This window comes from Limimaricola cinnabarinus LL-001 (genome assembly GCF_000466965.1).
Classification (GTDB): domain Bacteria; phylum Pseudomonadota; class Alphaproteobacteria; order Rhodobacterales; family Rhodobacteraceae; genus Limimaricola; species Limimaricola cinnabarinus.
Genome location: NZ_BATB01000001.1, coordinates 138288 through 155867 on the forward strand (window position 1 = coordinate 138288; position 17580 = coordinate 155867).

The 17580-nt window shown below is 67.6% G+C and carries 17 protein-coding genes, 3 tRNA genes and 3 pseudogenes; 16 read left to right on the top strand and 7 right to left on the bottom strand.

Going from position 1 to position 17580, the window contains the following annotated elements; all coding sequences use genetic code 11:
* Positions 1–72: 72 nt before the first annotated feature.
* The 6 genes from MBELCI_RS22210 to hisH all read left to right on the top strand — a co-directional run bounded on the left by MBELCI_RS22210 (position 73) and on the right by hisH (position 2594).
* A complete protein-coding gene (locus tag MBELCI_RS22210) occupies positions 73–465 on the top strand; it encodes a TerC family protein (RefSeq protein ID WP_268744170.1) in 393 nt (130 codons plus the stop codon).
* The gene (locus MBELCI_RS22215; RefSeq protein WP_268744171.1) at positions 462–860 is read left to right on the top strand and encodes a TerC family protein; all 399 of its coding nucleotides are present in this window, start codon (positions 462–464) and stop codon (positions 858–860) included. The genes MBELCI_RS22210 and MBELCI_RS22215 overlap by 4 nt, the downstream gene beginning before the upstream one ends.
* Positions 861–971: 111 nt before the next feature.
* Positions 972–1046: transfer RNA gene (locus tag MBELCI_RS00615), tRNA-Gly, on the top strand.
* Between the two features lie 159 nt (positions 1047–1205).
* Positions 1206–1280 (top strand) — tRNA-Gly (locus MBELCI_RS00620).
* Between the two features lie 88 nt (positions 1281–1368).
* Complete coding sequence (gene hisB / locus MBELCI_RS00625) at positions 1369–1956, top strand: imidazoleglycerol-phosphate dehydratase HisB (RefSeq protein WP_021692184.1); 588 nt, start codon at positions 1369–1371, stop codon at positions 1954–1956.
* On the top strand, positions 1953–2594 hold the full coding sequence (gene hisH / locus MBELCI_RS00630; RefSeq protein ID WP_021692185.1) for an imidazole glycerol phosphate synthase subunit HisH: 642 nt from the start codon (positions 1953–1955) through the stop codon (positions 2592–2594). The genes hisB and hisH overlap by 4 nt, the downstream gene beginning before the upstream one ends.
* A 48-nt stretch (positions 2595–2642) precedes the next feature.
* Here hisH and MBELCI_RS00635 read toward each other — a convergent pair.
* Together MBELCI_RS00635 and MBELCI_RS00640 are read right to left on the bottom strand one after the other, a co-directional pair.
* A pseudogene (locus MBELCI_RS00635) lies at positions 2643–3490 on the bottom strand (alpha/beta fold hydrolase).
* 59 nt (positions 3491–3549) lie between these two features.
* Entirely contained in the window at positions 3550–3939 is a 390-nt protein-coding gene (locus MBELCI_RS00640) for a DUF2147 domain-containing protein (RefSeq protein ID WP_045319513.1), read from the bottom strand.
* Positions 3940–4070: 131 nt separating this feature from the next.
* Between MBELCI_RS00640 and hisA the strand changes: the two are divergent.
* Positions 4071–4792, top strand: a pseudogene (gene hisA, locus MBELCI_RS00645) (1-(5-phosphoribosyl)-5-[(5-phosphoribosylamino)methylideneamino]imidazole-4-carboxamide isomerase).
* A gap of 99 nt (positions 4793–4891) precedes the next feature.
* Here hisA and MBELCI_RS00650 read toward each other — a convergent pair.
* A complete protein-coding gene (locus MBELCI_RS00650) occupies positions 4892–5338 on the bottom strand; it encodes a DUF302 domain-containing protein (RefSeq protein ID WP_021692190.1) in 447 nt (148 codons plus the stop codon).
* A 112-nt stretch (positions 5339–5450) separates the two neighbouring features.
* Between MBELCI_RS00650 and hisF the strand changes: the two genes are divergently transcribed.
* Positions 5451–6212: an imidazole glycerol phosphate synthase subunit HisF gene (gene hisF / locus MBELCI_RS00655; protein WP_021692191.1), complete on the top strand. Its 762-nt coding sequence runs from the start codon at positions 5451–5453 to the stop codon at positions 6210–6212.
* Positions 6209–6520 (top strand): phosphoribosyl-ATP diphosphatase, encoded by a 312-nt coding sequence (locus tag MBELCI_RS00660; RefSeq protein WP_021692192.1) that lies wholly within the window; start codon positions 6209–6211, stop codon positions 6518–6520. The genes hisF and MBELCI_RS00660 overlap by 4 nt, the downstream gene beginning before the upstream one ends.
* A gap of 55 nt (positions 6521–6575) precedes the next feature.
* On the opposite strand, the gene MBELCI_RS00665 is transcribed toward MBELCI_RS00660, so the two are convergent.
* Positions 6576–7139, bottom strand: a complete 564-nt coding sequence (locus MBELCI_RS00665; protein WP_021692193.1) for a carboxymuconolactone decarboxylase family protein — start codon at positions 7137–7139, stop codon at positions 6576–6578.
* Between the two features lie 194 nt (positions 7140–7333).
* On the opposite strand from MBELCI_RS00665, the gene MBELCI_RS00670 reads away from it, so the two are divergent.
* Positions 7334–7924, top strand: a complete 591-nt coding sequence (locus MBELCI_RS00670) for a TetR/AcrR family transcriptional regulator (RefSeq protein WP_021692194.1) — start codon at positions 7334–7336, stop codon at positions 7922–7924.
* A gap of 172 nt (positions 7925–8096) precedes the next feature.
* Here MBELCI_RS00670 and rlmB read toward each other — a convergent pair whose 3' ends face one another.
* The gene (rlmB, locus tag MBELCI_RS00675) at positions 8097–8897 is read right to left on the bottom strand and encodes a 23S rRNA (guanosine(2251)-2'-O)-methyltransferase RlmB (protein WP_021692195.1); all 801 of its coding nucleotides are present in this window, start codon (positions 8895–8897) and stop codon (positions 8097–8099) included.
* 165 nt (positions 8898–9062) lie between these two features.
* Here rlmB and MBELCI_RS20890 point away from each other — a divergent pair.
* The 3 genes from MBELCI_RS20890 to MBELCI_RS00685 all read left to right on the top strand — a co-directional run bounded on the left by MBELCI_RS20890 (position 9063) and on the right by MBELCI_RS00685 (position 10764).
* Positions 9063–9145, top strand: a tRNA-Tyr gene (locus tag MBELCI_RS20890).
* An 85-nt stretch (positions 9146–9230) separates the two neighbouring features.
* Positions 9231–10208: a GT-B fold glycosyltransferase domain-containing protein gene (locus MBELCI_RS00680; protein ID WP_021692196.1), complete on the top strand. Its 978-nt coding sequence runs from the start codon at positions 9231–9233 to the stop codon at positions 10206–10208.
* A gap of 25 nt (positions 10209–10233) precedes the next feature.
* Positions 10234–10764, top strand: a complete 531-nt coding sequence (locus MBELCI_RS00685) for a DUF421 domain-containing protein (RefSeq protein ID WP_045319515.1) — start codon at positions 10234–10236, stop codon at positions 10762–10764.
* A gap of 5 nt (positions 10765–10769) precedes the next feature.
* Here the strand turns inward: MBELCI_RS00685 and MBELCI_RS00690 are convergent, their stop codons facing one another.
* Entirely contained in the window at positions 10770–11474 is a 705-nt protein-coding gene (locus MBELCI_RS00690; RefSeq protein WP_021692198.1) for an SIMPL domain-containing protein, read from the bottom strand.
* 170 nt (positions 11475–11644) lie between these two features.
* On the opposite strand from MBELCI_RS00690, the gene MBELCI_RS00695 reads away from it, so the two are divergent.
* The 3 genes and pseudogenes from MBELCI_RS00695 (at position 11645) to MBELCI_RS00705 (ending at position 16553) form a co-directional block, all read left to right on the top strand.
* The gene (locus MBELCI_RS00695; RefSeq protein WP_021692199.1) at positions 11645–13813 is read left to right on the top strand and encodes a hypothetical protein; all 2169 of its coding nucleotides are present in this window, start codon (positions 11645–11647) and stop codon (positions 13811–13813) included.
* Between the two features lie 107 nt (positions 13814–13920).
* Positions 13921–14538 (top strand): hypothetical protein, encoded by a 618-nt coding sequence (locus MBELCI_RS00700; RefSeq protein WP_021692200.1) that lies wholly within the window; start codon positions 13921–13923, stop codon positions 14536–14538.
* Between the two features lie 75 nt (positions 14539–14613).
* Positions 14614–16553, top strand: a pseudogene (locus MBELCI_RS00705) (monovalent cation:proton antiporter-2 (CPA2) family protein).
* A 4-nt stretch (positions 16554–16557) separates the two neighbouring features.
* Here the strand turns inward: MBELCI_RS00705 and cobT are convergent.
* Complete coding sequence (gene cobT / locus MBELCI_RS00710; RefSeq protein WP_021692202.1) at positions 16558–17571, bottom strand: nicotinate-nucleotide--dimethylbenzimidazole phosphoribosyltransferase; 1014 nt, start codon at positions 17569–17571, stop codon at positions 16558–16560.
* Positions 17572–17580 lie beyond the last annotated feature (9 nt).

Sequence of the window (17580 nt, forward strand, 5' to 3'; positions counted from 1 at the left end):
AGCCGCTTGCGTTGCCCTCACGGCCCGGTCTTTCGACCGGGCGTGTCGCACTGGCCGCAACGGACCCTTTCCATGCCCTTCCTAGAGCTTTTCTCCGACCCCGCCGTCTGGGCGTCGTTCCTGACGCTCACCATCCTCGAGATTGTGCTGGGCGTGGACAACGTCATCTTCATCTCGATCGCCGCCGCCCGCCTACCCGAGGCGCAGCGCCGCCGCGCGCGTGTCCTCGGTCTTGCCGGGGCGCTGGTGCTGCGGATCGGGCTGCTGTTCTCGATCGCCTGGATCGTTTCGCTTTCCGAGCCCTTCACCACGATTCTCGGCCATCCGCTGTCGTGGCGCGACGTGATCCTGCTCGTGGGTGGAGCGTTCCTGATCTACAAGGCGGCGACCGAGATCTTCGCCGAGGTCGAGGGCGACAGTCACCACGCAGCGACACCTCCGCCAAGGTCACCTTCTTCGGCGTGATCACCCAGATTATCGTTCTCGATCTGGTCTTCTCGCTCGACAGCGTCATCACCGCCGTGGGCATCGCCGACCATATCGAGGTGATGATCGCCGCCATCACCATCGCGATCCTGCTGATGATGGTCGCGGCCACCCCTATCGCCAATTTCGTCGAGCATCACCCCTCGACCAAGATGCTGGCGCTCGCCTTCCTCGTGATGGTCGGCATGTCGCTCGGGGCCGAAGGTCTGGGCTTTCATATCGAACGCGGCTTCATCTATGCGGCGATGGTCTTCGCAGGTGGGGTCGAGGCCCTGAACCTGTGGCGGCAGAAGCGGCGCATGCGGATCCGCATGGCGGCGGACAAGGTTCTCGCCACCCAAGGCGAACGCGCGGGCGTGATGCACCAGCACTGACGCCAGCCCCGGACCTCCCCACCCCGCCCCGCCGGAGAAATCCGCGCGGGGCGTCGATTTTCCGCTTGCGGCCCCCCGCTGCCTTGGCTACATCCGCCACACGAAACGGAAGCGGGTGTAGCTCAGGGGTAGAGCATTACCTTGCCAAGGTAAGGGTCGAGAGTTCGAATCTCTTCACCCGCTCCAGTTTCGATCCCCTTCAGGATCAGCCGACAGCCGCGCCGCAAGCGCGGCTTTTCCGCGTTCGGCAGACTGTGCCGGGCTTCCGCGAGGTCGGAAGAATTTTCCGCTTTGCCCCCTTGCACCGGCCCATGGGCTTGGCTAAATCCGCCCCACGAAACGGATGCGGGTGTAGCTCAGGGGTAGAGCATTACCTTGCCAAGGTAAGGGTCGAGAGTTCGAATCTCTTCACCCGCTCCAGTTTCGGCCTTCCCCACATTGTCGTTCGTGGTCTTGGCCCCGGCTGGCTTGCCGCCTATAGGTGCGTCGAAACCAGCTGAGGGATGCCATGCGGACCGCCAAGATCACCCGCACCACCGCCGAGACGTCGATCGAGGTCGAGATCGATCTCGACGGCACCGGGGCCTATGACAACCAGACCGGCATCGGCTTCTTCGACCACATGCTCGACCAGCTGTCGCGCCACGCGCTGATCGACATGCGGGTGCGCGCCAAGGGCGACCTGCATATCGACGATCACCACACCGTCGAGGACACCGGCATCGCGCTGGGACAAGCGCTGAAACAGGCGCTGGGCGACAAGACCGGCATTCGCCGCTACGGCTCTTGCCACCTCGCAATGGATGACGCGCAGGTGCGCTGCGCGCTCGACCTCTCGGCACGACCCTTCCTGATCTGCAACCTCGGCTTCCGGTCGGGCAAGATCGGCAGCTTCGATACCGACCTTGTGCAGGAGTTCTTTCAGGCGCTCGCCACCCATGGGGGCATCACGCTGCATGTCGATTGCCTGCACGGCCACAATGCGCATCACGTCGCCGAGGCCGCCTTCAAATCCGTTGCCCGCGCCCTGCGCGAGGCGGTGGAGCCCGATCCGCGCCGCTCGGACGCGATCCCCTCGACCAAGGGGGCGCTATGAGCCTCACAGCGCTGATCGACTACGAGAGCGGCAACCTGCACTCGGCGCAGAAGGCTTTCGAGCGCATGGCGCGCGAGGGCGATGCGGGCGAGGTGATCGTCACCTCGCGCCCCGAGGACGTGGCCCGTGCCGACCGGATCGTGCTGCCAGGCGACGGCGCCTTTCCGCATTGCCGGAATGCGCTTTCGGTGCAGCCCGGCCTGCGCGAGGCGCTGGTCGAAGCGGTCGAGGTCAAGGGCCGGCCTTTCCTCGGGATCTGCGTCGGCATGCAGCTTCTGGCCGAAGTGGGCCATGAATACGAGCGCACCGAGGGCTTGGGCTGGATTCCGGGAGAGATCGTGAAGATCGACCCTGCCGATCCGAAGATGAAGGTGCCGCATATGGGTTGGAACGATCTGGTGATCGACCGCTCCCACCCGGTGCTGGAGGGTCTTTCGACCGGCGATCACGCCTATTTCGTGCATAGCTGGCAGTTCCGGCCCAGCGACCCGGACACGCTGCTCGCGCATGTCGATTACGGCGGAGCGGTGACGGCGGTGGTTGGGCGCGGCAACGTGGTCGGCGCGCAGTTCCACCCTGAGAAGAGCCAGGCCGCGGGGCTGCGGCTCATTGCCAATTTCCTGACTTGGGCACCCTGATGCCAAAAGGCCCGCGCCTGACGCGGGCCTTTCGTTTCACGAAAACGCTTATTTAAGGAATGCCGCGAGATCCTCGTAGAGCTTGTCGGCATGGGTCACGGTGAGGCCGTGCGGCGCGTCGGCATATTCCTTGAGCGTCGCGTTCGAGCCCATGAGCTTCGCCGCGCGGCGGCCCGAGGGGTCGATCGGCACCGTCTCGTCCTTGGCGCCATGCACCACCAGCGTCGGCACCTTGAAAGCCGACATGTCGCCGGTGAAGTCGGTCTTGCCGAAGGCATCGACGCAATCGAGCGTGGCCTTGGGGCTGGCCTGCATCGCCATCATCAGCGACCAGTGCAGCACGCCCTCGCTCACGCCATGCACCATGCCCTGACCGTAGAAGGTCTTGAAGAAGTCCTTCAGGAACTGGGGCCGGTCCTTGCGCAGGCCCTCCTTGATGCCCTCGAACACGTCCGCCGTGACGCCATTGGGGTTCTTGTCGGATTTGAGCATTCCCGGCGCCACCGATGAGATCAGTCCGGCGGCACGGACATTGCGCCCATCATGGCGCGACATGTAACGGGCGACCTCGCCGCCCCCCATCGAGAAGCCGATGATGGCGGCGTCCTTTAGGTCCAGTTCGCGCATCACCGTGTCGAGATCGTCTGCCATCGTGTCGTAGTCGTAACCCGCAAAGGCTGGCCCGACCGGCCAAAGCCGCGACGGTCATAGGCCACGACGCGGTGGCCGCTCTCGGCCAGCCGCACGGCCTGATACTCCCAGCTGTCGGAGTTGAGCGGCCAGCCGTGGATCAGCACCACGGGACGGCCTTCGCCCCAGTCCTTCACGTAAAGCTGGGTCTGGTCCTTGGTGGTCACGAGGGGCATGAGATATCCTTTCCTGATCGTTGGGGTCATGATCTTTCGGCCCCGGTCATTCCGGACAGAACCTGCACGCCCCTCGCGCTGTTCCGGCGCTACTGCACCTTCTGCCAGACGCCGCCCTCGCGGCAGAAGCCCAGCACACAGCCCGAGACCGACAGGCGGTCGCCCGCGAGCATCAGCTTGGAATTATAGGTCTTGCCGTTGTCGGGGGCGAAGAGCCGGCCTCGATATTCGCCGCCGCCCTTGGCCACGGTTTCGGAGATGATGTTGCGCCCCAAATTGGGCGAGGCGATCTCGGCACCACCCGGGCCGAAGGCCTTGACCAGTTGGCCGCAAAGCTGCGCGCCGCACGGGACAACCTGCACGAGGCCGCTATTGCCGTTGTCGTCCGGCGCGGTGCGCCAGATGCCTTCCAACGGGTCGGCCGCGGCCGCTCCCGCCATGCCGATCAGCGCGCAAACCGCGAGCGCCAGTCTCTTCATGATCGTCTCCTCCTCAATCATGCGACAAAGCTGACGCGAAGGTCAGCCGAGATGGCAAGGCTGACGTGGCGTTGCATCCTGCGCGCTTGCGTGCCACGAGGCGCGCGCAACACCCTGCCGGAGACAGCGCGATGATCCTCTACCCCGCCATCGACCTCAAGGACGGCCAAGCCGTGCGCCTGCTGCGCGGTGAGATGGACAAGCAACCGTGTTCAACGACGATCCGGCGGCGCAAGCCCGCGCCTTCGTCGAGGCCGGGACCGAATGGCTGCACCTCGTCGACCTGAACGGCGCCTTCGCGGGCGCGCCGGTCAATGGCGCCGCGGTCGAGGCGATCCTTACGGCCTGCCCCGGCGTGCCAGCCCAGCTCGGCGGTGGCATCCGCGACATGGCGACCATCGAGGCATGGATCGACAAGGGTCTCGCCCGCGTGATTCTCGGCACCGTGGCGGTGGAGAACCCCGATCTCGTGCGCGAGGCTGCAAAAGCCTTTCCGGGCAAGGTCGCGGTCGGCCTCGATGCGCGCGAGGGGCGCGTGGCGACGCGCGGCTGGGCCGAGGAGACCGACGTGATGGTCACCGACCTCGCCAAGAGCTTCGAGGATGCTGGCGTGGCCGCGATCATCTACACCGACATCGCCCGAGACGGCGCGATGGCGGGCCCGAACGTCGCGGCGACCGAGGCGCTGGCGCGCGCCGTGTCGATCCCGGTGATCGCCTCGGGCGGCGTGTCGTCGCTCGATGACCTGAGGGCACTGAAGGCGACCGGCGTGATCGCCGGCGCGATCTCGGGCCGCGCGCTCTATGACGGCGCGATCGACCTTGCCGAGGCGCTGACGCTCCTGAACGATTGATGCGAAGGAGCGCCACGCGATCATGCGCGCGGCGCCCCCTCCGCTTCACTCTTCAAATATTCATGGCGCCCGCGCGGCCGGGAGCGCGCCGCGCCGGAACTATGCCCCGGCCGCGGCCTTGGCGAACTTCTCCAGCGCGTCCTCCATTTTCTCGATGGCCTCCAGATCGTCATCGACCTTCAGATCGTCGAAGGTCTCCTCCGGCTCCTCGTAAGCCACGAAAACCTGCCCCGATCCGTCATTATAGGCGAGGATCTTGAGCGGCAGGTAGAGCCCCGCCAGCGGGTCCTCCTGCATCACCGGCGTGCCGAGTTGCGGGTTGCCGAAGATCAACAACTGGCTATCGGCCAGCGTCATGCCCGCCTGTTCGGCCCCGGCACCGTGATCGACGCGCGCGAAGACGGTGGCCCCCGCTTCCGTCACCGCCGCCTCGAGACGGTCCATTACCTCGGCCACGCTGCCAGTGGCCTGCATGGTTTCGGTTTCGGCCACGGCCGGGGCAGCGAGGGTGGCGGCGGCGAGGCCGGCGAAAATCGTGCGTTTCATGTGAAATGCTCCCATTGTCCTGCCGACCAACGAGAAGCGCGGGCTTCCGTTCCGGCACTGGCCCCGCCGCGCCGAGGGCGCTAGAAGGGCCGCGACCGCAGGAGGGCCGCATATGCTCAAGACCCGCATCATTCCCTGTCTCGACGTGGCCGACGGCCGCGTGGTGAAGGGGGTCAATTTCGTGGACCTGCGCGACGCGGGCGACCCGGTGGACGCCGCGCGCGCCTATGACGCGGCCGGTGCCGACGAGCTGTGCTTTCTCGACATCCACGCCACGCATGAAAATCGCGGTACGATGTTCGACCTCGTCCGGCGCACCGCAGAAAGCTGCTACATCCCGCTCACCGTGGGGGGCGGCGTGCGCAGCCATCACGACGTGCGCGCGCTCCTGCTCGCGGGGGCCGACAAGGTGAGCTTCAACTCGGCGGCCGTCGCCGACCGCACGGTCGTCACCGAGGCCGCGCAACGCTTCGGCGCGCAATGCATCGTCGTGGCGATCGACGCCAAGACCGTGGAGCCGGGCCGTTGGGAGATCTTCACCCATGGCGGCCGCAAGCCCACCGGCATCGACGCGGTCGAATTCGCCACCGATATGGAGCGGCGCGGCGCGGGGGAGATCCTGCTCACATCGATGGATCGCGATGGCACGCGGGCGGGGTTCAACCTGCCGCTCACCCGCGCCATCTCGGACGCGGTGGACATCCCGGTGATCGCGAGTGGAGGCGTCGGCACGCTCGACCACCTCGTCGAAGGTGTGACCGAGGGCGGCGCCAGCGCGGTGCTGGCGGCTTCGATCTTCCATTTCGGCACCTACACCATCGCCGAGGCCAAGGCGCATATGCAGGCCGCCGGCATTCCGATGAGGATGGCATGAGCCTGCATGATCTCGCCGCCACGATTCTCGCCCGCCGCGGCGCCGACCCCGAGACCAGCTGGACCGCCAAGCTTTTGGCCAAAGGCCCCGAGAAATGCGCCGAGAAATTCGGCGAGGAGGCGGTCGAGGCGATCATCGAGGCGGTGAAGGGCGACCGTCAAAAGCTCGCTTCCGAGGCCGCCGACGCGCTCTATCACCTGCTGGTGATGTGCGCCGCGCGCGACGTGACGCTCGACGACATCGAGGCCGAACTGGCCCGGCGCGAGGGCCGCTCGGGACTGGACGAAAAGGCGGCACGGCCGCGCTGATCGTCATGGCCCCGCCGCCGTGCCACGACGGCGGGGCCTATCAAGCGTCGTCGGTTCAGGCGGCCTTGTCGGCAGGGCTCCATGCGAACTTCTGGAACGGCTTGTCCACCGGCGTGTCGGCGAGGTGGTTGGTGTAATTCGACATGATCTTCTGGCTGTAGCCGAGGATCACTTCGAGGATCTGGCGTTTGGTGAAGCCCGCGTCGAGGAAGGCCTGCACTGAGGCGTCATCCACGTTGCCGTGACCTCGCACCAGCTTCAGCGTGAAGTCACGCAGCGCTTCGAGTCGGGCGTTGGGCAGCGGCGTGCCATCGCGCAGGGCATCGGTGATCGCGTCGTCCACGCCCATGCTCTTGGCGATGCCGGTATGGGCCGGGACGCAGTAATGGCAGGCATTCTCGACGTTCACGGTCTGCCACACGACGGTAAGCTCATCCTTGTCGAAGCTCGAATTCATGAAAAGCTCGTGCACGCGCTGGTAGGCGTCGAGCAGACCGGGGGCCTCGGCCATGACGGCGTGCAGGCCGGGAACCATGCCGAAGGCGGCGCGCGACTTGGCGAGCAGCGGCTTGCTCTCTTCGGGGGCGGTGGTTTCGTCGTGCAGGGTGAAGGTCGTCATGGAAAACTCCGTAGGGTCGGGGGGCGTCTGGGCCCAGGATACCGCAACAGATAGCTGATTTGAGTGATCACTCAATGCTTGATTTGAGCGATCACTCAATTTTGAGCATTCGCTTTTGCGGGAAGGACGGGACATTCGCCCCGCCCTCCCCTATCTTTCGCTGTATGACACGAGCCCGACCCTATGACCGCAATGTGGCGTTGGACGCCGCGCTGAGCCTGTTCTGGCGCAAGGGCTATCACGCGACCTCGCTGAAGGATCTCGAAGTGGCGCTGCGGATGAAGCCCGGCAGCATCTATGCCGCCTTCGACAGCAAGCACGCGCTCTACCTGTCGGTGCTCGAACGTTATTTCCTGCGGACCCGGGATGAACTCAGGACGCTGCGCGACGGCTCCGGCCCTGTGCTCAAAGGCTTGGCCGAGCATCTGCGAGGCGTGGCGCGACGCGAGGCGCATGATCCCGGTCGCAGCGCCTGCATGCTGGTGCGCACGATGCTCGACGCCACGGCTGGCGAAGCCGAACTTGGTGCCCGGGCGCGCTCATATCTCGACGCGATCCGCGACGAGATCGAGGCGGCGTTCCGGCAGGCGCGGGCTGATGGAGAACTGCCCGACCAAGCCGATACCGCTTTGCTGGCCCAGCGCTACCAGTCAAACATGACCGCCTTGCGGATCGAGGCGCATCGCGGCCTCGGGGATGCGGCACTGATCGGGCTGGCGGAACAGATGGCGCAGGAAATCGAAGCGCTCGGTTCTGGGCGCCTTGCCTCCCCGCCCAAGGCATAAACCAATAAAAAAAAGCCCGGGCATGGCCCGGGCTTCAAGGTGTGGAACGAGGGACAGTGAAATGAAACGCATATGTTCCAGATACGCGCATCTATGAAACGATCTTACCTCGATTTGGTTCCCGAAGAAGCTGCACTCCCAGAGTTGTGAAGCACGCGTCAACTGTCGTGTCTCAGCTGCGCAACTGTCCCCGCGCCGCATAAAGCGCCACGGCCGCGGCGTTCGAGACATTGAGCGAGCCGAAGCCGCCGGCGGCATCGATCCGCACCAACGCGTCGCAGGTCTCGCGCGTCCGTTCCCGCAGCCCCGGCCCTTCCGCTCCGAGCACCAGCGCCACGGGCCGGTCGCGCTTGCCTTCGAGCGCGTCCTCGATCGAGGTTTCGGCCTCGCCTGCCAGACCCAGCACGAGATAACCCATCTCCTTGAGACGGCCCATGGTGTCGGCGAGGTTGCGCACCCGCAGGTAGGGTTGCCGTTCCAGCGCGCCGGACGCGGTCTTGGCCAGCGCCCCGGTTTCCGGCGCGGAATGCCTCTGCACCCCGATCACCGCAAGGGCGCCGAACACCTCCGAAGAGCGCAGGATCGCGCCGACATTGTGCGGATCAGTCACCCGATCAAGCAGCAGCAGCCGCGCCGGACCGGCCTTGTCGCCGCGGTCGCCGCCCAGCGCCACGTCGTCGAGCGAGCCCCAGTCGAGCGGCTTCACTTCCAGCGCCGCCCCCTGATGCACCGAGTCGGGGTCGATGGGGGCGGCGAACTTGCGCGGGTCCGAGATCTCGGGCTCCATGCCGCTTGCCGCGATGGCGTCCTCGAGCTTGGATTGCGCGTTCAGCGTCACCACGAGGCGCAGCCGTTCGCGGCGCGGGTTCAAAAGGGCGTCGCGGACCGCGTGCAGGCCGAAGAGCCAGACCGTCTCGGCGGCCGAGGCGCGCTTGGACTGTTCCTTCTCGATCACCCATTTCGGCTTTTTCATGACGCTCTCCGCTTGGCTCAGGCCCCGCCTGCTTGCGCGTTCGCGTCTGCGAAGTCCAGCCGAAGCGCCGCGCGTGCCGCGCCGTCGCGGAAGCCGGATTTTGAGGTTGACGCCCTCAAGCCCAGCGCCTATTCCCGCTCTCGCACCGGGTCGAGGCCCGGCTGCGGGCGACGAGCTGCAAGGTGCGGCAGCGGACTGTAACTCCGCCGGGGAGACCCACGCCTGGTTCGATTCGCAGTCGCCCACCACTCCCCCCCTTTTCCGCGTTGGTGGTTTGACCGCCTCCGGGAGCCTGCCTAGGGTCGTTCGGATCGGGCGGCCCGGGGGGCATGGATGCGGCCATTCAACATCGTCATCATCGGCCAGTCGGGCCGGATCGAGGCCGAGGCGCTCCTGCTCGCAGCCTCGCTGCGCGCCCACGCCCCGGGATTCGCCGGACGCCTCTTCGTGGCCGAGCCACAGCCCGGACCGCTCTGGCCAGAGGATCCGAGGATGAGCGCCGAAGGACGCGCCATGCTCAAGGAGATGGGCGCGGAAATCCTGCCCTTCGAAAGCCGCCACTTCGGCGCCGCCTATCCGCAGGGCAACAAGATCGAGGCGCTCATCGCCCTGCCCGCCGCGCCGTTCCTGTTTCTCGACAGCGATACGCTGGTACTCAGCGAGATCGGCGCGCTGCCGATCGATACTTCGCCCCCCGCTGCTTCGATGCGGCGCGAGGGGACATGGCCGGTCGCGGAGCTGTACTGGCCCGGCTATACCGCGTGTTGGCGTGCGCTCTACGACCGCTTCGGGCTCGAGTTCGAAAGCTCGCTCGACCTGTCATGGCCCGACGAGTTCTGGAAGCGCTATCTCTATTTCAATGCGGGTTGGTTCTGCGGTCCGGACGCGCAGGCCTTCGGCACGCGTTTCATGGAATACGCCGTGGCGATCCGCGACGACCCGCCGTCCGAAGTGGCGCTGCAGCCCTTAGACCCATGGCTCGATCAGGTGGCGTTGCCGCTGGTCATCCACAGTCTTGGCGGCGGCCGTCCGGGCCCCGCTTTCGATGGGCTCGACGGTGCGATCACCTGCCATTACCGCACCTTCCCGCTGCTCTATGCACGCGAGGGGGACCGGGTAGTCGAGGCACTGGAACAGGTCGCCGCGCCGAACCGGCTCAAGAAGCTGCTGAAACGCTACGAGCCGATCCGGCGGATGGTCTATCAAGGTCGCGGCGCCAAGGTCCGCGCGCTGTTCGACCGCGCCGCCCTTCCTGCCAAGGAAAAGGAAATCCGAACCATCCTGCGCGCCCGCGGGTTCTGGATGAGGTGACACCACGACATCGAGGGAGCCCGTGATGACCCAAGACATGCTGTTTCAAGGCTGGAGTGGCCTGCTGCGGACCCTGATCGTCGGAACGCTGGCCTATATCGGGCTTGTCACCTTTCTTAGGATCTCGGGCAAGCGGACGCTGGCCAAGCTCAACGCCTTCGACCTCGTGGTCACTGTGGCGATCGGCTCGACTCTGGCGACGATCCTGCTATCGAAGAGCGTGGCGCTGGCCGAAGGCTTCACTGCTTTTGCCCTGCTGATCGGGCTGCAATATCTCGTGACGACGGGATCGGTGATGTGGCCGCGCTTTGCCCGTACTGTCCGGTCCGAGCCGCGGCTGGTGATGCACAAGGGCGAGTTCCTGCACGACGCCCTGCGCCGCGAGCGGGTCACCGAGGAGGAACTGCTTTCAGTGATCCGCAACAACGGCAGCGCGGCCCCCGATGAGATCGCAGCCGTGGTGCTCGAAAGCGACGGCTCCTTCAGCGTGATCCCCAAGCCCGAGGGCGGCGACACGGCGAACTTCGCCAGCGCCGACCTGCCGGGCCGGGGGTGAGCGGCTCACTCGATCGCGTAGACGAGGCTGACCCCGGCGGAGACCTCGACCTCGCCCTGTGCGATCGGCACGCCCGAATCGGCGGCCATGCGCATCTGCATCAACGGCTGCGGCCCGAGATTCACTCCGGTTTCCGACAGCGTCAGGATCTCGCCCAGTTCCACCCCGGCGGCTTCGGCATAGAGTGCTGCGCGAGACATGGCGTCGGCCACGGCGGCACGGCGGGCCTCGTCATGGGCGGCCGCCTGATCGGCAAGGGCGAACTCGATCCCTTCGAGCCGGTTCGCCCCCTCGCCCACCGCCGCGTCGAGCACGGCGCCCAGCTCATCGAGATCGGTCACGCGCAACTCGACCATCGTGGTTGCCACGAAACCGACGGGCTCGGACTGCCCGTCGCGCATCCGGGAATAGTCCCTGTCAAGGCTGAGCTGGCCAGTCTGGACGTTTTGCGGCGCGATGCCCGTCTGCGTCAGGCGTTCGAGCACATGCGCCATCGCCGCGTTCATCGCGTCGAGCGCCGCCCGGGCGGTTTCGGCGGTCTCGCTCACCCCGAGGCGGATGCGGGCCATCTCGGGTGCGGCGCGCACATGTCCTTCGCCGGTGACGACGATGCTGCGGGGCACGGCAATGGTCGATTGCGGCGATTGGGCCAGCGCCGGAGCGGCGAGGCCGATGGCGAGGGCAAGGACGGTGAGGCGGGCGTGTTTCATCAGATCCTCCTGCGTTGGCGCGCATCGAACGCCTCGCCGAGGCAGGACGCAAGGGAGAGGCGATCACAACCATGGGGCAGCGGCTTGCGCGCGCGGAAAGCTGCCTGCAAAATGCCGCCTGACTGGCGCGTCTGTTCCCGGACCCCGCCCGTGATGCTAAGGCCTGCCGCATGATACCCAACTTCGCCCTGTCGCTCTCGCTCGAGGGCCTTAGACTTCTGCACCGCGGCCCGGATGGCTGGAGCCGCGTCGGAGAGGTGCCGCTCGACAGCGCCGATCTGGCGGGCGACCTGTCGCGGCTGCGCGAACGCGCCCGCGATCTGGCGCCCGAGGGAATGCGCACCAAGCTGCTCATCCCCAACGACCAGATTCGCTACCTCGCGCTCGAGGGTGAACGCGGGGCGGACGAGGTGGCGACTGCACTCGAAGGGGCGACCCCCTATCCGGCGCACGAACTGGTGATCGACTATGTGATCCGCGACGGGCGCACCCATGTTGCGGCTGTCGCGCGCGAAACGCTGGACGAGGCCGAAAGCTTCGCTCGGGAACACGCGTTCGATCCCGTCGGCTTTGCCGCCGTTCCCTCGACCGACGGGTTTCCCGGCGAGCCGGTGTTCGGCGCGGTTTCGGGCCTCGACGCGCCGATCGCACGAGACGACGCACCGGTGCGCGAAAGCGCGGTACGACCGGAGGTCGAGACCGCCCCTCCCGCTCCCGAGGACCAGTTGATGTCTGACCGGGAGGCGGAGCCGGTCGGTGCAGCCCTGCCCGAACAGGTTCCCTCGGAAGACATGCTGCCCGACGAGACCTTGGTTGAAGACGCGGAAGTCATGCCGGAGCAAGGCGCGCCACTGCCACAACCCGCCCCTGTCGACGACCTCGAACCGGCGGCACCGCTCGATCCCGATACGCACGTCGCCGCCCCGATTCCGGCCCATTCGGATGACGAGACCCAAACGGCGCCCGCAATGCCCGAAGACGCGGATGAGGAGTTGTTCGACACGCCTGCGCCCCGTCGCCCCACGCCGTTGCCGCAGGCTGGCGCACCGGTGATGCCGGACCTGCCGATGCCCGCCCCCGACACCGATGACGCACCCGAGCCTGTCGCGGAGACCGACACGCCCCCGCGCCCCGCGCCGCCGCCCGCCACTCCGTCGCTGCCGCCGCAGGGCGCCGAGCCCGCGGCGTCGGATGCCGAGACCGACCCGGCTCTGGCCACGCGCCGGATCATGCCCCCTGCGATGCCGCGGCCGGGCGCGCCGCCCGCCGCGATGCCGGCCCTGCCTCCCGCAGAGGCCGACGCGTCCGAAGATGCGGAGGCCACGGCACTTGCCGCCGGGGCGGCACTCGCGGCCCCGGCTGAGCCGGTGGAGCCCGTTCGCCCTGCCTCCCCTCCCGGTAGCCCACGCGCCGCCAACCGGTTCGACCGCGCCAGCGAACGCGAGCGCATGACCGTGTTCGGCGCGCGTCGTGCCACTCCGCCCGGCCGGTCAAACCGTCTTGCCCTGATCGCCGCCTTCGTCGCGCTGGCGCTGCTCGCGGCTCTAGCGGGGCTGTGGATGCGCGGCGATGAGCAGGACCCGCAAGCTGGATTGCTGCGCGATACCGGCGCCGAGATCGACACCGTGACCGAAGCCGGGCCCGAAGCCGAGGCGGCAGGCGCCTCTGAGGACGGCCCGACCGAACTTGCCGCCGTCGCGGCGCCGCTGCCCGACTACGACGACTACCCGGCTCCAACCGTGACGCCCGGCACGACCGCCAGCCCGGCCGAGGCCGAGCGCATCTATGCCGCGACAGGCGTGTGGTTGCGCGCCCCTCGCCTACCGCTGACGCCGCGCGCCGAGGCGCTGGGCGATCCCATCCCCGCCGAGACCGAACCCACCCGAGTGGCCGCGCTGGCCGCCGCGCCGAGGCTGGCCGTGGCAGCACCCGATGGCGGTCTCTCCGCGCAGTTGGATCCGCCGCCTGCCGGTAGCGTCTTCGACCGCGATGCGCGGGGCTTTATCGCCGCGACTGCCGAAGGCACTCTGACGCCGCAAGGCCTCGTCATCTATGCCGGCCCGCCCCCCATCGTGCCACCCGCGCGTCCCGGCACACCGATCCCGGTAGACGTTCCCGAGGAAACGCCCGCCGCCCTCGAAAGCCCGGCGGGCGAGGACGTCACGATCGTGATCCCCGAGATCCCTGCGCGTCCGCAGGAGGCGGAAGTGGCCGAAGGCTGGATGTCCGGACCGAGCCGCCCCCGGTCGTGCCCCCGACCCGTCCCGGTACCGTCGCGCCGCAACAGGATGCCCAAGACGACGGCGACTCCGACACGGCGGAAGAGGCCACTTCGGTAGTCTCGCCGGGCGGCATCGCGCTCGACGCCTTGCGCCCCGAACCTCGCCCGCGGGACGGCCTCGTCCCCGAGGCACAAGCCGAGACTGCAGACATCCAAGAGCCCCTCGTGGCCTATGCCGGACCCCGGCCGCCGCCGCGGCCCGAGGGTCTTGCGCCCGACGCCCAGATTCAGGTCGACGAGGCCGCCGACGCGCAGGCCAGTGCGCTGGCGCAGGCCGTGGGAGAGGCCCCCGAAGCGCCGCCCGTGCGCGCCACCGTGGCCGATGCGCTGGCGTCGCTGATGGCGGGCGCGCCTGATCCGCTTGCCAATGCCACAGCCTCGGCCGTGCCGACCGCGCGCCGCCCGGATTCGCGACCGCGCAACTTCGACCGCGTCGTCGCGCAAACCCGCTCCCGTGTGGCAACGGCAGCCCCCGCGGCCCGGGCCCCCGCCAGCGCACCGCAGGCCGTCTCCGGTGCCACGGTCGCGCCGGATGGTCCCGTGCCCGGCAGCGTCGCCAGCGCCGCGACACTGGACGGCGCCATCAATCTGCGCGACATCAACCTCATCGGTGTCTATGGCAAGCCAGGAGCGCGCCGCGCCCTGGTCCGGCTCGACAACGGACGCTACCTGCGCGTTGGCATCGGCGATACGCTTGATGGCGGTCAGGTCTCGGCAATCGGCGACGATGTGCTGAACTACGTCAAGCGCGGTCGCACGCTGGTCCTGCAGATCCCCGACTGAGGACCCTGCGTTCGCGGCACCCTTCCTGCGGAACGCCACGTTGCCTTTGCGGCGTTCAGAGGCGATAGCAACAGGATGCAAGGATTTCTTCTTCAAGCCACGATCTACCTCGCGCCGCCGTGCTCGCCGTGCCGCTCGCCGCCCGTCTCGGGCTCGGCTCGGTGCTGGGCTATCTTGCCGCCGGGATCATCATCGGCCCCGCCACCGGGCTCGTGGGCGCCGAGACCGAGGATCTTCAGCACTTCGCCGAATTCGGCGTGGTGATGATGCTGTTCCTGATCGGGTTGGAGCTGGAACCACGCGCGCTTTGGAACATGCGCCAAAGGCTGATCGGGTTGGGCGGCGTGCAGGTGGTGCTGACCACCGGGGCGCTATTCGGGGCGGGCACGCTGCTCGGGCTCGATCCGAGGGTGGCGCTGGCCACCGGGCTGATCTTCGCCCTATCTTCGACCGCGATTGTGCTGCAGACCCTGTCGGAAAAGGGGCTGATGCGCACCCAAGGCGGGCGCTCGGTGTTCTCGGTGCTGCTGACGCAGGACATCGCAGTGATCCCGATGCTGGCGCTTTTGCCGCTTCTCGCGCTTTCGAGCCATGGCGGCGGCGAAGCCGCGCATGAGACGCCGGTCAACCCCGACGCGCCGGGCGCCAAGGAAGTCGAGGCGGCCCGCACGCTGATCGAGAACCTGCCCGGTTGGGCGGTGACGCTGGTGACGCTGGGGGCCGTGGCGGTGGTGGTGCTGGCGGGGATCTACCTCACCCGCCCGGTGTTCCGCTATATCCATCAGGCCCGCCTGCGCGAACTCTATACGGCGCTCGGCCTCTTGATGGTGGTCTCCATCGCCGTGCTGATGGAACTCGTGGGCCTGTCGCCGGCGCTGGGCACCTTCCTTGCGGGCGTGGTGCTGGCCAACTCCGAATTCCGGCACGAGCTCGAAAGCGATCTGGAGCCCTTCAAGGGTCTGCTGTTGGGCTTGTTCTTCATCACCGTGGGCGCGGGCATCGATTTCGGGGTGTTGCTGGGCAACCCGGTGCGCATCGTGGCGCTGACAATGGGCGTGATCGTCATCAAGGGCGGGGTGCTCTACCTTCTGGCGCGGATGGCCCGGATGCACACGCGCGACCGCTGGCTGTTCACGCTGGCGCTAGCGCAGGCGGGCGAGTTCGGCTTCGTGCTGTCGTCCTTCTCGCTGCAACAGGGCGTGCTGGCACAAGCCGAGGCCGAGGTGATCCGGCTGGTGATCGCGCTGTCGATGCTGGTGACGCCGCTGCTTTTCATCCTCTACGAGCAGCTCTCGGCAAGGACTGCCAAGGCACCTGATCCCGATCCCGACGAGATCGACCGCGAAGCGCCGATCATCATCGCCGGCATCGGCCGCTTCGGCCAAGTGGTAAGCCGGTTGGTGCAGGGGGCGGGCTTCGACACGGTGGTGCTCGACCACGACATGGAGATGGTCGACACGATGCGCCGATTCGGCTTTTCGGGTTTCTTCGGCGACCCGACCCGTCCGGACATCCTGCATGCCGCCGGGCTGGAGACCGCCAAGGTGCTGGTGGTGGCGCTCGATGATCGCGATTCAGCCCTCAAGCTGGTGCGCCATGCCCGCGCGATGCGGCCGGACCTGCACATCGTGGCGCGCGCCTATGACCGCGAGCACGTCTACCAGCTCTATCAGGCCGGGGCGAACGACATCGTGCGCGAGCTGTTCGATTCAAGCCTGCGCGCCGGGCGCTACGTGCTCGAGAATATCGGCCTGTCGCGGTTCGAGGCTTCCGAACTGGAGATGACCTATTATCAGCAGGACCGCGCGGGGGTGCGCGAACTGGCACAGCTATGGAAACCCGGCGTTCCGGTGTCGCAGAACGCCGAATACGTGAAGCGCGCGAAGGCACTGAACAAGGATCTCGAAACCTCGATCCTCGAGCGGCTGCATCCGCGGGATGACCAGCAGGACGAGCCGGTCGAGACCGACGAGACCGACGAGACCGTGGGCTATCGCAGCAAGGACCGGGCCTGATCCCTCAGCCGTCGCTGACGCCCGCCTCAGCAAAGCTCGCCATCCCCGAATGGCAGGCCAGCGCCCCCTTCAGCACGCCGATCGCCAGAACCGCGCCGGAGCCTTCGCCGAGCCGCAGTCCCAGCGACAGCAATGGCGCCTTGCCCATCGCCTCCAGAAGCCGCGCATGGGCGCTCTCGGCGCTCTGGTGACCGGCCACCGCGTGATCGAGAACGCCGGGGGCGGCACGGTGCAGCACCAGAGCGGCGGCGCAGCAGATGAAGCCGTCGAGGATCACTGGAATGCGGTGATGCCGCGCCGCAAGAATCGCGCCCGCCATCGCCGCGATTTCGCGCCCCCCAAGCTGACGCAGCACCTCGATCGGATCGGCCTCGCCTTCGATGCGGGCCACGCCTCGGGTCACGGCGTCGACTTTGCGCGCCAGACCGGGATTATCGACCCCGGTGCCGCGACCGGTCCAGTCCAGCGCCGCGCCGCCTTCGAGCGCCATTGCGATGGCCGAGGCCGAGCAGGTGTTGCCAATGCCCATCTCGCCCGCCACCAGCAGATCGGCCTCCGGATTCACCGCCGCCCAGCCGAGCGCCATGGCCGCGACGAGATCGGCCTCGCTCATCGCCGGCGTTTCGACGAAATCCGCCGTTGGCCGGTCGAGTTCGATCGGATGCACCGTCATCGTCGCGCCGAATGCCTCGGCGAGCTGATTCACTGCCGCACCGCCCGCATCGAAATTGCCGACCATCTGCGCCGTGACCGCCGCCGGAAAGGCCGAGACGCCGCGCGTCACGACACCGTGATTGCCCGCAAACACGGTCACCTGCGGCCGAATCAGCCGCGGGCGCGCGTCGCCGCGCCAGCCCGCATACCAGATCGCCAGATCCTCGAGCCGTCCCAAAGCCCCGGCGGGCTTGGTCAACTGGGCGTTGCGCGACTGCGCGTCACCGGTGGCGACCGCATCGGGCTGTGGCAGATCGCAAAGCCGGGCGCGCAGTCCGGCAAGGTCGGAGAAAGGGGCAGTCATGCGTGTCCT

Coding starts and splice junctions, on each gene's coding strand:
- MBELCI_RS00660 (WP_021692192.1), top strand. CDS start 6,209: ATGAGCCTGCATGATCTCGCCGCCACGATTCTCGCCCGCCGCGGCGCC.
- MBELCI_RS00650 (WP_021692190.1), bottom strand. CDS start 5,338: ATGAAACGCACGATTTTCGCCGGCCTCGCCGCCGCCACCCTCGCTGCC.
- rlmB (WP_021692195.1), bottom strand. CDS start 8,897: ATGAAAAAGCCGAAATGGGTGATCGAGAAGGAACAGTCCAAGCGCGCC.
- MBELCI_RS22210 (WP_268744170.1), top strand. CDS start 73: ATGCCCTTCCTAGAGCTTTTCTCCGACCCCGCCGTCTGGGCGTCGTTC.
- MBELCI_RS00695 (WP_021692199.1), top strand. CDS start 11,645: ATGATACCCAACTTCGCCCTGTCGCTCTCGCTCGAGGGCCTTAGACTT.
- hisB (WP_021692184.1), top strand. CDS start 1,369: ATGCGGACCGCCAAGATCACCCGCACCACCGCCGAGACGTCGATCGAG.
- MBELCI_RS00690 (WP_021692198.1), bottom strand. CDS start 11,474: ATGAAACACGCCCGCCTCACCGTCCTTGCCCTCGCCATCGGCCTCGCC.
- MBELCI_RS00665 (WP_021692193.1), bottom strand. CDS start 7,139: ATGACGACCTTCACCCTGCACGACGAAACCACCGCCCCCGAAGAGAGC.
- MBELCI_RS00685 (WP_045319515.1), top strand. CDS start 10,234: ATGACCCAAGACATGCTGTTTCAAGGCTGGAGTGGCCTGCTGCGGACC.
- MBELCI_RS00680 (WP_021692196.1), top strand. CDS start 9,231: ATGCGGCCATTCAACATCGTCATCATCGGCCAGTCGGGCCGGATCGAG.
- hisF (WP_021692191.1), top strand. CDS start 5,451: ATGCTCAAGACCCGCATCATTCCCTGTCTCGACGTGGCCGACGGCCGC.
- hisH (WP_021692185.1), top strand. CDS start 1,953: ATGAGCCTCACAGCGCTGATCGACTACGAGAGCGGCAACCTGCACTCG.
- MBELCI_RS00640 (WP_045319513.1), bottom strand. CDS start 3,939: ATGAAGAGACTGGCGCTCGCGGTTTGCGCGCTGATCGGCATGGCGGGA.
- cobT (WP_021692202.1), bottom strand. CDS start 17,571: ATGACTGCCCCTTTCTCCGACCTTGCCGGACTGCGCGCCCGGCTTTGC.